The sequence below is a fragment of the Pseudomonas sp. P116 genome, from assembly GCF_020149425.1.
Taxonomy (GTDB): domain Bacteria; phylum Pseudomonadota; class Gammaproteobacteria; order Pseudomonadales; family Pseudomonadaceae; genus Aquipseudomonas; species Aquipseudomonas anatoliensis.
This window is the reverse complement of record NZ_JACVHB010000010.1, coordinates 262,338-277,791: the sequence shown is the minus strand read 5'-3', so window position 1 is coordinate 277,791 and position 15,454 is coordinate 262,338. Positions and strand designations below refer to the sequence as shown.

15 protein-coding genes are annotated in these 15,454 nt (G+C 60.9%); 10 read left to right on the top strand and 5 right to left on the bottom strand.

The window, feature by feature from the left end; all coding sequences use genetic code 11:
- Positions 1–98 precede the first annotated feature (98 nt).
- Complete coding sequence (locus ICA15_RS27825) at positions 99–656, top strand: YceI family protein (RefSeq protein WP_210555078.1); 558 nt, start codon at positions 99–101, stop codon at positions 654–656.
- 15 nt (positions 657–671) lie between these two features.
- On the opposite strand, the gene ICA15_RS27820 is transcribed toward ICA15_RS27825, so the two are convergent.
- A complete protein-coding gene (locus tag ICA15_RS27820) occupies positions 672–1,709 on the bottom strand; it encodes an AraC family transcriptional regulator (protein WP_210555079.1) in 1,038 nt (345 codons plus the stop codon).
- Between the two features lie 8 nt (positions 1,710–1,717).
- Positions 1,718–2,632, bottom strand: coding sequence for a GGDEF domain-containing protein (locus tag ICA15_RS27815; protein WP_150604547.1), 915 nt, complete (start codon positions 2,630–2,632; stop codon positions 1,718–1,720).
- Positions 2,633–3,036: 404 nt separating this feature from the next.
- Between ICA15_RS27815 and ICA15_RS27810 the strand changes: the two genes are divergently transcribed.
- The 6 genes from ICA15_RS27810 (at position 3,037) to ICA15_RS27785 (ending at position 10,488) form a co-directional block, all read left to right on the top strand.
- A complete protein-coding gene (locus ICA15_RS27810; protein WP_210555080.1) occupies positions 3,037–5,580 on the top strand; it encodes a TonB-dependent receptor in 2,544 nt (847 codons plus the stop codon).
- A 60-nt stretch (positions 5,581–5,640) separates the two neighbouring features.
- The gene (locus tag ICA15_RS27805; RefSeq protein ID WP_210555081.1) at positions 5,641–7,545 is read left to right on the top strand and encodes a phytase; all 1,905 of its coding nucleotides are present in this window, start codon (positions 5,641–5,643) and stop codon (positions 7,543–7,545) included.
- A gap of 90 nt (positions 7,546–7,635) precedes the next feature.
- Entirely contained in the window at positions 7,636–8,346 is a 711-nt protein-coding gene (gene tolQ, locus ICA15_RS27800) for a protein TolQ (RefSeq protein ID WP_150595556.1), read from the top strand.
- A gap of 14 nt (positions 8,347–8,360) precedes the next feature.
- Positions 8,361–8,807, top strand: a complete 447-nt coding sequence (gene tolR, locus ICA15_RS27795; protein ID WP_150616474.1) for a protein TolR — start codon at positions 8,361–8,363, stop codon at positions 8,805–8,807.
- A complete protein-coding gene (locus ICA15_RS27790; protein WP_210555082.1) occupies positions 8,804–9,622 on the top strand; it encodes an energy transducer TonB in 819 nt (272 codons plus the stop codon). Before tolR ends, ICA15_RS27790 begins: the two co-directional genes overlap by 4 nt.
- A 179-nt stretch (positions 9,623–9,801) precedes the next feature.
- The gene (locus tag ICA15_RS27785; RefSeq protein WP_210555083.1) at positions 9,802–10,488 is read left to right on the top strand and encodes a GNAT family N-acetyltransferase; all 687 of its coding nucleotides are present in this window, start codon (positions 9,802–9,804) and stop codon (positions 10,486–10,488) included.
- A gap of 105 nt (positions 10,489–10,593) precedes the next feature.
- Here ICA15_RS27785 and ICA15_RS27780 read toward each other — a convergent pair whose 3' ends face one another.
- Positions 10,594–11,232 carry a TetR/AcrR family transcriptional regulator gene (locus ICA15_RS27780; RefSeq protein WP_210555084.1) on the bottom strand — a complete coding sequence of 213 codons (639 nt, stop codon included), beginning with the start codon at positions 11,230–11,232 and terminating at the stop codon, positions 10,594–10,596.
- A gap of 85 nt (positions 11,233–11,317) precedes the next feature.
- Here ICA15_RS27780 and ICA15_RS27775 point away from each other — a divergent pair, with 85 nt between their 5' ends.
- On the top strand, positions 11,318–11,905 hold the full coding sequence (locus ICA15_RS27775) for an NAD(P)H-dependent oxidoreductase (protein ID WP_150616470.1): 588 nt from the start codon (positions 11,318–11,320) through the stop codon (positions 11,903–11,905).
- A 106-nt stretch (positions 11,906–12,011) separates the two neighbouring features.
- Here the strand turns inward: ICA15_RS27775 and ICA15_RS27770 are convergent, their stop codons facing one another.
- Positions 12,012–12,953, bottom strand: coding sequence for a class I SAM-dependent methyltransferase (locus tag ICA15_RS27770; RefSeq protein WP_210555085.1), 942 nt, complete (start codon positions 12,951–12,953; stop codon positions 12,012–12,014).
- A 199-nt stretch (positions 12,954–13,152) separates the two neighbouring features.
- On the opposite strand from ICA15_RS27770, the gene ICA15_RS27765 reads away from it, so the two are divergent.
- The gene (locus ICA15_RS27765) at positions 13,153–13,566 is read left to right on the top strand and encodes a response regulator (protein ID WP_150604556.1); all 414 of its coding nucleotides are present in this window, start codon (positions 13,153–13,155) and stop codon (positions 13,564–13,566) included.
- A gap of 78 nt (positions 13,567–13,644) precedes the next feature.
- Positions 13,645–14,313, top strand: a complete 669-nt coding sequence (locus ICA15_RS27760; RefSeq protein ID WP_210555086.1) for an HAD-IA family hydrolase — start codon at positions 13,645–13,647, stop codon at positions 14,311–14,313.
- Positions 14,314–14,467: 154 nt separating this feature from the next.
- Here the strand turns inward: ICA15_RS27760 and ICA15_RS27755 are convergent, their stop codons facing one another.
- A complete protein-coding gene (locus ICA15_RS27755) occupies positions 14,468–15,361 on the bottom strand; it encodes a LysR substrate-binding domain-containing protein (RefSeq protein ID WP_210555087.1) in 894 nt (297 codons plus the stop codon).
- Positions 15,362–15,454 lie beyond the last annotated feature (93 nt).

Here is a 15,454-nt window from a genome sequence, read left to right as displayed (position 1 = left end):
GAAGTTTTCAAAAGCAAGATCAAAAGATCGCAGCCTTCGGCAGCTCCTACAGGGTAGGTAGATCAGTTGGCGCAACTGCCTGATGTTTGGAGAATCCCATGTCGATCCGCTTGCTGCTCGCTGCCGCTTTTTGCCTGTGTGTCGCTCCTGTAGCGCAGGCGGTTGAATACACCCGGGTCAACACCATCGCCAGCCAGATCAGCTTCACCTACAACCAGATGGGCTCGCGGATGTACGGCACCTTCGGCAAGTTTGACGCGACGCTGGATTTTGACACCGACAACCTCGCCAACGCCCACACCACCTTGCACATCGACCTCACCAGCATTGACGCCGGCAGCGAAGACGCCAATACCGAACTGGTGAAACCGGCGTGGTTCGACACCGCGAAATTTCCCGTGGCAGTGTTCGAATCGAGCCATTTCACGCAGGTTTCCGAAAACCACTACCTGATCACTGGTCGATTGACCCTCAAGGGCATCAGCCGAGAAGTTGCGGCCCCGGTGGAGTTGAAAGCAGGCAACGCCATCGGCATTTTCGACGGCGAACTGGTGCTCAAACGCGACGAGTTCGGCCTCGGCGCGGGGGAGTGGGCTGATACCGTGGTGTCCAAAGATATCGCCATCAAGTTCAAGGTTGTGGCGCCTCAGCAGTGACACCCGCCCAACACCTCAATGACTGCCGAACAACTGACGGATCAGGTTCGGGGTGCTGCCGGTCCAGCGTTTGAATGAACGCCGAAAGTTCGCTGCATCGGTAAAGCTCAGGTATTCGGCCACTTCGTCGTTGCTCATGCCTTTGACCTGATACAGGTACAGCGCCACGTGTTTGCGCACCAGATCCACCTGTTGCTGGAACCCGCTGTCGTGTTTCTGCAGCTTGCGTTTGAGGGTCGCCGGGCTCATGGCAAATGCCTGTGCAGCCTGTTCCAGGCTCGGTGGCTGACGGACGTGATCCTGCAAGTGGCTGTAGAGGCAATCGGTGAAGCTGGCGGCAAAACCCAATTGCTCGATCTGCCGCGTGGCTTCCTGGCGCGCGACCTGACCGGCCGTGGCGGAGGCGCCGGGCCACGGTCGGGCGAGAAATTCGCGCGGGATGCGCATCAGGTCCAGCGGTCGCTTGAACTGTGTGTGCTCGCCCAGATGCACCCAATACTGCTCGACATAACGCGGCTCGGCATGACTGAAGCTGCATTCCCACGGCAGGCGCTGGCCGCTGAGCCACTGACTCATGGCGATCAGCGAGGTCATGCCAGCTTCCAGCAGAAAACGCCATTGCTCGCCAGCGCCGCAACTGTCCAGCCAGTACACGTAGGCAAAACTGTCATCGAGCAACAGACGCGGTGTCATCAACGGGCTGAGCAAGGCCTGTTGCTGCACCAGTGTGTCGAGCGCCTGATGCAGATTCTGGGCGTGGCGCAAGGCATGGCTGGCCGCACCGTAATGACCGGGCAGCAAGCGTTGGCCGAACAGGAAACTGCTGTCATCGGCGTCGAGCAAGCGCCGACTGTTGTCGATCAAAGCGAGAAACTGCTGCGGACTGAGGCGCGTCTGCCCCGCCAGAATGTCTTCATGAAACAACCCGGTGCCACGCAGCAGTCGATGGCTGTCGATGTCACGCGACAGCGCCAGGTCGATCAGCGTCGCCGGTTGGTAATGCCCGGGGATGAAACGGCTGTCGCTTTCGTACCAGTTGGTTTTGACGGTCATGGTCGGCCTCAGGCGCTTTTGGCCAAGGGCGACTTGGCGCGTGCCAGTGCCAGGTTCAAGCGTTTGAGCAGCGCTTCGGGCGTCTCGTCGAGGGCCATGACAGCCGCGGTACTGGCCGCCAGTTGCAGGCGCTCGCCGTGTTGACGGGTTTTGTGCGCCAGCGCTTGCACGGCGAACTGCAGTTCCTGCGCGAGCAGTTGCGCCTGACGTTCGCCCGTATTGGGCAGCAACACCACAAAGCGGTCGCCGGCCAAGCGACAGAGCAGATCCTGACGGCGCAGGTTGAGCAGCAGCAAATGGCTGAGGGCCTGCAACACGGCATCGCCTTCGGCATGCCCATAGGCCTGATTGATCGCGGCGAAGTTATCCAGATCCAGCACCAGCAAGGACAGCGGTTGCTGCTGGGCGATGCTCTCGCCGAGGCTGTCAGCCAGTTGCCGTTTCAGATAATCGGCGCCGCCCAGCGGGGTGAGTTTGTCGAACAGCCGATGCTCGCGGAACAGCCGCTCGCGTTTCTCCATCTGCGCGCTGATCGCCAGTTGTTCGCGGTGCCAGTGATAGATGCCGATGGTCAGCAGCACCATGCCCACCGGCATCGGCCCCGACTCCAGCCAGTGATCCCAGGTGATGCTGTCGGGCAGGCGGATGAACTCGTCGAGGCTGTCGATCCACCAGGAAAAGAAGATGCAACTCAGCCCCAGCGCCAAGTAGTTGGTGACCCGCCCGGCCGGGCGGCTTTTCAGCACCAGCCCCAGCCAGACCAGCGCCAGCAGCGCCGAACCGCCTTCGCCGATGATGTCCAGCCAGACCCATTCGCTGACCGCTTTAAGCTCGCCGCACGCCAGGTGCAACAGCAAACCGAGGTTGGCCGCCAGCAGCAGTGCAACGAGTTTCCAACGATGGGGTTTGAGCACTGAGAACATGGCCGTGATCCTTTGGCGAAGAAGCAATGCGCGCCAGCACAGCAGATATTTATGACAGTCGGGTGACGGGCGGGGGAGGTCGAATCAGCTCACCGGCCAGTGCAATATTTCTTCAAGAACACCACGTCCCCTGTAGGAGTGAGCCTGCTCGCGATAGCGTCAAGTCAGCCAATATTAATGGTGACTGGAAAAACGCAATCGCGAGCAGGCTCACTCCTACAAGTGCCGTGGTGGGTGGAAGAGGTCATTTCAGCTCATTTGCACAGACAAACCGCAGCAAATGCCCGGTTTACAGGGCTCGGCCGTTATCCCTGTCACAGAAGCGTCATCCTCCGCCCCTAGCTTGCCCTTCCAGTTGCCGGGCCATTTGCCTGGCCTGACCGGATTCTTTGGGGAGGACACACATGTACCAGCGCAGCAGTTATCCGCGCAGCGGCACCGTCGGGCTCTTCAGTTTCACCCTGACCGCTTTGGCCATGGCGATGGCCAGCGCGCAACTGCACGCGGCCGATGCCAGTGCCAATGTTGAACACGTCGAAGTGGTTGGTCAGGCGGCGAGTATCGACTCGGCGCTCAAGGAGCAGCGTCGATCCGACAGCATCAAAAGCGTGGTACACGCCGACGGCATGGCGCAGTTGCCCGATGAAAACGTCGCCGAAGCGGCGCAGCGCATGCCGGGTGTCAGCGTCGAACGCGATCAGGGCGAAGGGCGTTTTGTCAGCGTGCGCGGCCTCGGGCCGGATCTGAACAGCGTGACCATCAACGGTACGCTGGTGCCGTCGCCGGAAAGCGAACGCCGTGCCGTGGCGCTCGACGTGTTGCCTTCGGAGCTGGTGCAGTCGCTGTCGGTCATCAAGACCCTGACCCCGGATATGGATGCCAACTCGCTGGGTGGTACGGTCGATGTCAAAAGCCTGTCGGCGTTCGATCACAAAGGGCTGTTCTACACCGGCGGCACCGAGGCCAGTTACGACAAGAACTCCCATCAGACCAGTCCCAAGTTCTCCGGTGCGGTCAGCGACCGGTTCAGCCTGGGCGACGGCATCGATAACTTCGGTGTCGCGGCCGCGTTGAGTTGGCAGAAGCGTGATTTCGGTTCGGACAACGTCGAAACCGGTGGCGCCTGGGATTTCGCCCGTGGCGCGCAACTGGAAGAGTTCGAACAACGTGACTACGACATCAGTCGCGAACGCACGGGCGGCGGTCTGAACTTCGATTACAAACCCGACGACCTCAGCAGCTATTACCTGCGCACCCTCTACAGCCGCTACAAGGACAGCGAAACGCGCAACTCGACGAGCATCGAGTTTGCCGACCCACAGGCCGGCGGCGTATTGGGCGACGCTGAAGGCAAACGCAAACTCAAGCAGCGCGAAGAAACCCAGGAAATCCAGTCGTACGTGTTCGGTGGCGAACGCATGATCGGTCTGTGGACGCTCAGCGGTCAGGCCGGCTACAGCCGCTCCAGCGAAGACAGTCCCGGGCACATCGCCAACGCGGAGTTCGCTGGCAATGACGATTTCGCCGACAGCGGTTTTTACAGCAACGACAAGCCGCGGCCGATCATGGGCCAGGATTTCTACGACGCCAATAACTTCAGCCTCGACAAGGTCGACTGGGAAAAGCAGAACACCCAAGACACCGAGAAAAACCTGCGTCTGGATCTGGCCCGTGACTATGACTTGAGCGGCTACGCGTCGCAGGTCAAGTTCGGCGGCAAAGTCAGCCGCCGCAACAAGGACAACGACCTCGATGCCTGGGTATATGAAGATTTCGATGACCTCGGTTTCAGCGACGATCAACTCAACCTCAGCCGCTTCGCCAAGGGCTCGGTGGATTATCGACTGGGGCAGTTCGGGCCGGGAATCAGTGGCAGTGCGATCAAGAACCTGATCGGCGGGCTGAACCGCGACGATTTCTATGACCCGGTCGAATCAACCGTCAACGACTTCAAGATGAGCGAGGTCATCAACGCCGGTTACCTGATGAACACGGTCGATATCGATGACTGGCGTTTTATTGCCGGTCTGCGCTACGAGGGCACCGAGTTCGAAGCCAAAGGCACCGGCGCCACCGACGGCGACTTCGAGCCTACCGAGACCAAGCGCAGTTATCACCACTGGCTGCCGGGCCTGCATGCGCGCTATCAACTGGACAAAAACACCCAGGTGCGTGCGGCGTGGACCAAGTCTGTGGTGCGTCCGACCTTCGGCCAACTGGCGCCGGGCTTTGTCATCGATGGTGATGAGGCGACGTTCGGCAACCCCGAGCTGAAACCACTGGAGTCGAGCAACCTCGACCTCGGTATCGAGCACTTCATGGGCCATGCCGGCACGGTGTCGGCGTTTGTGTTCTACAAAGACATCCAGAACTTCGTCTACAACACAGACGTGGCCGGCACGGGTGCCTGGACCGACTTCTCCGAAGCGCACACTTTTGCCAACGGCGACAGCGCCAAACTCTACGGTCTGGAGCTGGCGTACTCGCAAAAATTCGACTGGTTGCCGGCACCGTGGAACGGTCTGTTGCTGGGAGCCAACACCACGTTCAGTCGCTCCGACGCCGAAATAAAAGGCTTCGATGCCGCCACTGGCACTAACCGCAAACGCAGCATCGATCTGCCCAGCCAGTCCGACACCGTCGGCAACCTGATGCTCGGCTGGGAAAACGACAAGGTCAGCCTGCGCCTGTCGGCCAACTACAAATCCGACTACCTCTACGAACTGGCTTCGATCAGCGACAAGGCCCACGACCTGCACGTCGATGCGCAGACCTTCGTCGATTTCAGCGCGCGTTACTCGCTGACAAAAAACCTGCAACTGAGCTTCGAGGCGCAAAACCTCACCGACGAGTCGTACTTCGTCTACACCGGCCACCGCGCTTACAACGGCCAATACGAAGAATACGGCCCGACCTACAAGCTCGGCCTGACCTTCACCCATTTCTAAGCCTCGGAGGGCGGCCGGGTGCCGCCGTCGATCCACGCACGACAAGGATTCTGCCGGTTCATGAGTATTTCTTTGCGACACAAACACTGGCTGCTCGGCGCCCTGATCGCCCTGACCGCCAGCCAGACGCTGGCCGCCACGCCGAGCCTGGCACTCACGCCGTGGGCGCCCAAGTTGAAATTTGAAGCGCTGGGTTTTTTGCCCGGTGATGCGCGCCTTGGAATTAGTGCCGCTGAAGGCTTGCTGTTGCTTGATGGCCAGGGCGCGCAACGGGCGCGTTTGCCCGGTTCCTTCAGCGGGCTCGACAGCCGCGCTGACGAGCGTCACGTGTGGGTTGCCAGCCTGGACAACGCCAGTCAGCGAGCGTTGGTGGTCGGCCTCGATCCGGCGCTGCGGCAATGGGGTGCGCCGCTGTATCTGCCGACCCGAGACTTCGCGGTATACGGCGTGTGCCTGTACCGCGACAGCGCCGATAACCTGTTTGTGTTTCTGGTCGGCGAGGAGGGCAAGGGGGAGCAATGGCTGGTGGGCAACGGCGTCACGCTCAATGCTCAGGCGCAACGGGTGCGGGGTTTGCCACTGCCGCCATCGGCGCAGTTTTGCCAGGTCGACGATGCCGCCGAGCAACTGGTGGTCAACGAAGAGAACGTCGGCTGGTGGGCGTACCCGGCGGCTGCCGAAGCCGAGGTAAAACGCTCGCCGGTGGCGCTGCGCGAGCCGTTCGGTCAGATCAAGGACGAGGCCGGTGCCATGGCGCTGGTGCCTGGCGGCGTCATCGGGCTCGATCCGAAAGCGGCGCAGTTGCACCTCTACCAGCAACAGGGCGAGGGCTGGACGGCGCAAGCGACGTTGCCGTTGGCAGATTTGAAAGAGCCGGAAAACCTGGCCGTGCGCAACACCGCCAAAGGCCTGCAAGTGTTGATCCGCGACGATGACGATGGCCGCGTCTACCAGGGCAATCTTGACTGGCAAGCCACGCCGGTGGCGTTGCCGCCGAAGCTGCCAAATATCGCGGCGCAAGCGCAGAGCGATCCGGTCGCACGGCAGGGCGATGCTGCGGACGACCCGGCGATCTGGGTGCATCCGCGGCAGCCATCCCTGAGTCGCGTGCTTGGCACCAATAAAAAACAGGGCCTGATGGTGTATGACCTGCAAGGCAAGCAAGTGCAGGAGTTGCCGGTCGGTCGCCTGAACAACGTCGATGTGCGGCCCAATTTCAAATTGGGCGCGCAGACGGTGGACCTCGCGGTGGCCAGCCATCGCGATCACAACAGCCTCAGCCTGTTCGCCATCGACCGCAACAGCGGCGAGTTGCGCGACATTGGCGAAGTGCCGACGCCATTGAAAGACATCTACGGCCTGTGCCTCTTTCAGCCGGCCAGCGGCGAGATTTACGCCATTGCCAACGACAAGGACGGCACCTTTCTGCAATACCGCCTCGGCGCCCCGAACGGCACGGTGCAGGGCGAATTGGTACGCCGCTTCAAGGTCGACAGCCAGCCCGAGGGCTGCGTCGCCGATGATCAGCGTCAACGTCTTTTTATTGGCGAAGAAGACGTCGGAGTCTGGGCGGTGGACGCCCGCGCCGAGCAGCCGGCGACCCTCACCAGCGTGATCAAGGTGGGTGGGCCGCTGCACGCCGACGTCGAAGGTCTGGCGCTGTATCAGAGCCAGGCGCGGGACTATCTGGTGGTGTCCAGCCAAGGCAATGACAGTTATCTGGTGCTGGACGCCGAGCCGCCATTTGCCGTTCACGGCGCATTTCGGGTCGGGCTCAACGCGGCGGCGGGGATTGACGGGGCGTCGGAAACCGATGGCCTGGAGGTGACCTCAGTCAACCTCGGCGGGCCTTGGAGCCAGGGCCTGTTGGTGGTGCAAGACGGCCGCAAGCGCATGCCCGAGCAAAGCCAGAACTTCAAGTTCGTGCCGTGGGCCGAGGTGACCAACGCCCTGAAGTTGCCCTGATCCGTCATCAATCGGTCATCACTTTTTCATCGAATAGCGGCACGGTCGTTGCCTCGGCAACCCCGGCCATTGCCCACAAGGAGTTTCACCATGCAGGCCACGCTCGAACACATGACAATCTGGGGGCTGATCAGCGACGCCAGCCTGTTGGTCAAAGCCGTGATGCTGACCCTGTTGCTGGCATCGGTGCTCAGTTGGTACTTGATCATCCAGCGCAGCCGCGTGCTGCAACGGCGCGACCGCCAGTTGAACGGGTTTATCCAGCGCTTTCGCCTGGCGCCCGAGCTGTTGCCGCTGTACCGCGAAACCGCCCAGGTGCAAGAACCCGAGGCCGGTATCGAACCGATCTTCAACGCCGGATTCGCCGAGTTTCGGCATCTCAATCAGCACCCCGGCAGCCAGGCCGATGCGGTGCAGGAAGGTGTCGAGCGAGCGCTGCATGTCGCCATCAGCGAACAGGAGCTGCAACTGGAAAAGGGTTTGCAGTTTCTTGCCACCGTCGGCTCGGTCAGCCCTTACATCGGTTTGTTCGGCACCGTGTGGGGGATCATGAATTCATTCCTCGGCTTGTCTCAGGTGCAGCAGGCGACACTGTCGACCGTCGCCCCGGGCATCGCCGAAGCACTGATTGCCACGGCCATCGGCCTGTTTGCGGCGATCCCGGCAGTCATTGCCTACAACCGCTTTGCGGCGCGTAGCCAGATGCTGCTGACGCGTTACTACGCCTTCGGCAACGAGCTGCAAGTGCGGCTGCATCGCCAGTTGCACGGCACGCCGATGAACCTCGCCGCTGCGGCCTGAACAGGAGAACCACGATGCTAGTCAGGCCACAACGCAAGCATGGGCCCAAGGCTGAAATGAACGTGGTGCCTTACATCGATGTGATGTTGGTGCTGCTGGTGATTTTCATGGTGACCGCGCCGATGCTGACTCAAGGGGTGAAAGTCGAGCTGCCGAAGATCGCCAGCGAAGCCTTGGCCACCGACACCCGCCAGCAGATTCTGACGCTGTCGGTGAAGGCCGGCGGCGGCTATTTCTGGAATCTGGGCGGGGAACTCGATACGCAGCATCAGACCGATAGCGCCGTGGTCCTCGACGAAATGCGCGCCAAGGTCGAGCAGATTGTCGCGCAGCGCCCGGATACGCAGGTGTATATCCGCGCCGACAAGGACGCCGGTTATGGCAGCGTCGTTGCCGCCATGGCCGCGTTGCAGCAGGGCGGTGTCAGCAATCTCGGGCTGGTGACCGAGGCCCCGCAATGACGGCGATGATCATGCACAATCCTCCAACCCTTGCAGCGCCGAAGCCGCACCACGACTTCTGGCAACACAGCCTCGCGGCGACGCTGGCGCTGGCGTTGCATGCCGGGGTGCTGGCGCTGTTGATCAACACCTGGTCGCCGTCGGCACCCGAGGTCAAACCACCTCGGGTGTTGACCACGCAACTGGTGATGGTCGCACCCCCGGTCCAGCCGCCTGCGCCTGCGCCTGCGCCTGCGCCTGAACCGACGCCGGCTGCGATTGCCGAGCCGGTTGTCGCGGCGCCGGTCGAGCCGGTGAAACCACTGGCCGAGCCGCAACCTCAGGCGCCAAAAGTCGAACAAGCGGCACTCGCACGCAAGCGAGTGGAGGAGCGCAAACGCGAGCAACAAGCCGAGCAACAGCGCCAGCAAACCGAGGAGCGCAAGCGGGCAGACGCCGCCACGCAGCAACGCCTGGCACAACAGCAAGCCGCACAGCAACAAGCCAATCAGGCTCAGCAACAGGCACAACAGGCCGAACGCGCACGCCAGCAGGCACTCGCCGACAGCCGTCAGTATCTACCGCTGAGCAAAGATGCGCCGGAGTATCCGGAGCGGGCGCTGGATAAAAACATCGAGGGTGATTGCTCCGTGGAATACACGGTCAACCCGCAAGGCCGGGTCGAGCATCCCAAGGTGCTGGACGGCTGCCATCCACTTTTCATTCGCCCGTCATTGGCGGCGGCGCAAACCTTCCGTTATCAGCCGCGGATCGTCGAGGGTGTCGCGGTGTCGGTGCCAGCGGTGCGCAATACCTTTCATTACCGGATCAAGTGACCCGGGTGACCCTCCCTGTAGGAGCTGCGGCAGGCTCGGGCCGCGATCGGACGATCTTTTGACTTTGGGTTTTTACAATCAACAGCAAGGTCAAAAGATCGCAGCCTTCGGCAGCTCCTACAGAGGCAAGTGCTGTGACAGGTTATGATGTCGCGGTTTTCCGCCGGAGTTCAGCCGCCATGCACCGCATCACCCACTACAAAACCCCTTGCCCCGAGGGCGTCAACAGCCAGATTCTGCAGATGGTCGTCGACTACCTGACCGACATCAGCGCCGTGGGCCTGGGCCCGAGCAACCTGTTGTACAACGTCTATCAGTACGCGGTTGGCTACGAAATGCATCTGTATCTGGAAGCGTTGAATGGCGAGAAGGGCACCGAGGTGGAGTTGCTGGTGGCAACTGATGAGCAAGATCCGGAGCAGGTGATCGGCTTCCTGTTGTACCTGCCGGTGCAGGGCGATTGGGAGGCGTGCAGCGTCGCCTACATGGCGGTGCGTGAAGGGCATCGGCGTCAGGGTGTGGCGCGGGCGATGATCGGCGAGATGGTCGGGCGCTATCCCCACGCCGAACTGGCGTGCACCGTCGGCAAGGTCCCGTATTTCGAGGCGCTGGGCTTTGAAGTGATCGGCCAACGCGAGACGCAAGTGCTGATGAGTACACGGCATTACCGCAGCAACGGCCTGCGCGGATTTATCGATACCACGCCCATCTACCGTTCGCTGGAGGTGCAGCAGATTCATACTTATCTGCTGAACAAGAACAGCAAGCGCGCCATGCTCGACGCCGAGAAGCAACGTGATCGGCATTTGGACCAGACCACGCGTCATACCGAAGAATTTGTCCGCCAGCGCCTGACCGTGCACTGATCAGTCATTGGCATTCCAGGCTGGGCTCACAGCACTTATGCCTACGCACCTCTGGTCGAACAAAGCCGCTGCGCAACTCCATCGTGAGAATCTGCGCGGGCGCTCTTAAGTACCGCTAGCCCCTCGCGCGACGGCTCGTCCGACCATCGCCATGATGGTTGCATACAGTTCATCACTGGCTTGTTCAGCGCTGATTTCGCCATTGGCGGCAGCGTTGGACAGCGCTTCAGCGGCGCCAAGCATTGCGCGTAAACCGGCTTGAGTGATTTGCCCGCCGTTGGCATAAAGCGACAGGACGCTGCGACATTTTTCCAGGAAGATCGCCTCGTACTCGCGCTTGATCCTCTCCAGTTCCGGTGTGCTGGCCAGTGCAGCAATCACCCCGGGAATCTCGTTGCCTTGCAGCAGAACGCAATCGACGTACGCCGTGGCGATCACCGTTGCGGTGCCAGTCAATGTCGGATCGCAATCGGCGATGGCGGCGTCCATGACCAGCGTCTGCCGCGTATCGAAATCCCGATACAGCGCAGCGAGCAAACCTGCGCGGGTGACGAAGTGGTCATAGACAACGGGTTTGGTCACACCGGCCTGCTCGGCGAGATAGCCGAGGGTCAGGGCGTCGGTGCCTTCGGCGCGAATAATTTGCCAGGCGACGTCGAGCAACTGGCGCAGACGGTCTTCGCGGGACAGGCGTCGGCGTGGTTGGGCGGGGGAATTGGGATCGGGAATTTCTGTGGTTGACATGGCTATATACCAAACGTAACTTACGAAGCGTAACTTACCAAGAGTATATAAGACTTGGTCAACAATCACCAATTGGAGATTTCCCATGCACACATTGATCGTTGTCGCTCATCACGATCCTCGTTCATTGACTCATGGCGTGGCGACACAGATTGCCGAAGGTCTGACGCTGGCTGATCCGCAGAGCACCTTTGAAATCGCCGATCTCTACGCCGAAGGTTTTGAACCGCGCTTCGGCGCAGCGGATTTCGCCGTGCATCACCGCGAGGCCAGGCCGCCCGCTGATGTCCTGGCGGAACAGGCCCGTATCGATCGCGCCGACACCTTGGTGCTGGTGTACCCGGTTTACTGGTGGTCGATGCCGGCGCTGCTCAAAGGGTGGATCGACCGAGTGTTCAGCAACGGCTGGGCATTTGATTTCAGTGGCGATCTAAAGCATGTGAAGCTGCTTCAGCGCATGCGCGTGCATCTGGTTCAGCTCGCCGGGGCTGATGCGCGTACTTATGAGCGCCATGGTTACGGCGCGGCGATGAAGGCGCAGATCGAACACGGGATCTTCGATTACAGCGGCGCGACAGTGCTGAGTTCGACGTTGTTGCCTGAGTCTGAGTTACGCGATCCCAAGCAGCAGTTGGAAGTAGCCCGCGAACTCGGCAGCCAAATGCACACATAACCCCGTGTAGGAGCTGCCGAAGGCTGCGATCTTTTGATCTTGTTTTTATGGCGCAAGATCAAAAGATCGCAGCCTGCGGCAGCTCCTACAGTGGATATTTGTAGTGTCAGGAGGTGCGTTGGAAGATCAGGGCTTTGAGGCCGCTTTCGGCGTCGATGTCCGGAAACTCCGGCGGGTTTTCCAGGCGCTGCTCGAAGCGCAGACTCGGCGCCTCTTGCGTCACCCCGTCGATCAAAAAGTCCGAGCCGAACGCCGGATCATTCATGCACGCCAGCACAGTGCCCTGCGCGGTCAGCAGTTCCGGCAGGCGGCGCAGCACGCGCTGGTAATCCTTGGTCAGCAGGAAACTGCCTTTCTGGAACGATGGCGGGTCGATGATCACCAGGTCATACGGGCCGCTGTTGATCACCTTGCCCCAGGACTTGAACAAATCGTGGCCCAGGAAGCTGACCTTGCTCAGGTCATGCCCGTTCAGCCGATGATTGTCGCGGCCGCGGCTCAACGCCGCGCGGGACATGTCCAGATTGACCACATGGCTGGCGCCGCCTTCAATGGCCGCCACGGAAAAGCCGCAGGTGTAGGCGAACAGGTTCAACACCCGTTTGCCGTTGGCCTGCTCGCGTACCCAATCGCGCCCGTAACGCATATCCAGAAACAGCCCGGTGTTCTGCTTGCGGCCCAGATCGACGCGGTATTGCAAGCCGCCCTCGACGATGGTCATTTCGTCGATCTCATCCCCCAGCAGCCATTCGGCAGTGCTTTGAGGCAGATAGCGATGCTGGATCAACAGGGTATGCGCGCCGGATTGCTGCCACTGCGCCGAAGCGGTCAGATCCAGCAGCAAACGCTTGAGGTCGTCAAGCTGCTCGGGGACAGGCTCCTTGAACAGCGACACCAGCACCACGCCTTGCAACCAGTCCACGGTCAGCTGTTCCAGACCCGGCCAGCAACGCCCGCGCCCGTGGAACAGGCGACGGGTTTCGCTTGGCGCCGCCGCGAGCGCGGGCAACAAATGGGCGTGGAGGGTGGCGAGGGCTTCAGGATTCATCGATCAGGGTCGGCAAGCAAAAGGGTCGGCATTTTAACCATAATTACGTCATCGCGAACGCCTGTCGCGAACAGCCAAATACGACCTTTCGGAAAAGAGCTGTATCAAAAATGAATTTCTGCAAAAGTCGCCGCTCATACCAGATAAGCAGCGGATTTGAGCCGCTAAATCGTTAATGCAATTCAGGGAGTGCAGTTCCATGTGCCCAACACCGATGGCGGACACGCACCTTCCTGACGGATTGATTCTGGTGGTTGAGGATGATCCGTTGATTCTGGAGTTTCTCTGCGAAATTCTTCAGGAGGAAGGTTTCAAGGTCGAGCCGCAAGCCAGCGCCGACGCGGCATCGATTTATCTTGAGCAGCACGCACAGCAAGTGGCGTTGTTGCTGACCGACATCACCATGCCCGGCATTCTTAATGGCGCCGATCTGGCCAATCTGGTCGGCGATCGCTGGCCGGAAAAACCGGTGATGGTGATGTCTGGCTATGAAACGCCGGAGACCTCCGGGGTCAAGCGTCCGGTGGCCTTCATCAAAAAGCCTTGGGCTATCGGTCAATTACTGGACACTGTGGACAGCGCGTTGAAGTCGAAGGCGCCGCTGGCGCACTGACACGCAGGGTGCAACGGCCGGGCAAAGTGCTACATTGCCGGGCCAACCTGCCTGCCATTGCCAGAGGATGCGACCCTTTTGTCCGCTCACACTAGTGTTTTCGACCGCGCGTTCGGCGCGTTCCTGTTCGACATGGACGGCACCGTCCTCAACTCCATCGCAGCTGCCGAGCGTGTCTGGGCAGCGTGGGCGGTACGTCATGGCGTGGACGTCGCGACGTTTTTGCCGACCATTCATGGCGCACGTGCCATCGACACCATCCGACGTCTGAACTTGCCGGGTGTGGACGCGGAGGCGCAAGCGGCGTTCATCGCGCAAGCGGAAATCGCAGACGTTGAAGGCGTTGTCGAGATTCCCGGCGCGAGGACTTTTCTCAATAGCTTGCCCGCCGAGCGCTGGGCGATGGTGACGTCGGCCCCGCGGGATCTGGCCTTGCGCCGGATGGCAGCGGCTGGCATTCCCGCGCCTGCATTGTTGATCACCGCCGAGAATGTACAGACCGGCAAGCCGGACCCCGCCGGTTACCTGCTGGCTGCCAGCCGCTTGGGAATTGAGCCCGGCGACTGCCTGATCTTTGAAGACGCTACCGTCGGCATCCAGGCCGCCGAAGCCGCCGGCGCAGCGCTGATGATCATCACCACGACGCACCAGCATCCGCTCGAAACGTCGCACGCGACGTTGGCCCGCTACGATGCAATTAGCGTCAAGATCGACAGCACTGGCCACCTCCACCTGCAAAAAACCTGACCCACACATTCCCCCTGTAGGAGCTGCCGCAGGCTGCGATCTTTTGATCTGGTTTTTAACAGGCAAAATCAAAAGATCGCAGCCTGCGGCAGCTCCTACAGAGAATTCAGAGAATCCGGATAATCCGGAAATTCAGAGATTTCAGAGAGTGCCATCATTCCTGCGGGAGGGGGTGGGTCAGGACTTTCCGGAAGGTCTCCACCAACGGTCGCAAATTGATCCGGTGCCACGCCGCCCATAGCGGTGTGGTAAACGCCAGCCACGGCACTTCGCGCAGCACCACACCCGGCGGCGCGTTGTGGCTCAGCCCCTTCTGAATCATCGCAATCCCCAGCCCCGACGCCACCAGCCCCAGCGCGGTAAACGGCTCGGTGGCCTGCATGCGCACATCCGGAGTGAAGCCTGCGCGGATGCACGCGCTGACAAACTCGTCGTTTGCATCCTGGCGCGGCTGCACGCCGATCCATTCCTGATCGGCCAGATCCGACGGGTTCAGCGTGGTCTGGCGGGCCAGTGGATGCTGTTCCGGCAATGCCAGCAGCATCGGATCATCCAGCACCTGAAAGCCGAGCAGATCCGGATCGTCATCGGTCGGCGGTTCGCTCACCAAGGCGATATCGAGACTACGCTGACGCAGGCCTTCCAGTTGCTCGGCGGAGCTCAAGTTGTACAGCGCGACATGCACATTGGGCCGATCGACCCGCAGCACGCGCAAGGCGTTGGGCAGGACGCCGGCGTGCATGGCGTTCTCGATGTAGCCGATGCACAAGCCGCCTTCTTCGCCACGGCCCAGACGTTTGCCGAGGGATTCGAGGCGATTGGCATGAGTCAGCAGGGCACGGGTTTCAGCGAGAAAAGTCTGGCCATCGCGGGTCAGGCGTATGCGCTGCTGGCTGCGTTCGAACAGCGTCAGGCCGAGGCGTTCTTCGAGCTGGGCGATTTGTCGGCTCAGTGGCGACTGGGAAATATGCAGGCGTTCCGCTGCACGGCCGACGTGCTCTTCCTCGGCGACGGCGACGAAGTAGCGCAATTGGCGAATGTCGATCATGTCAGACCTCTGGGGACTCAAGTGCTGCGCATTATGTCTTGGACGGTCTCGTCGTCGCAATCTAGGATTTGCTCAACGGTCACGCAGACCACG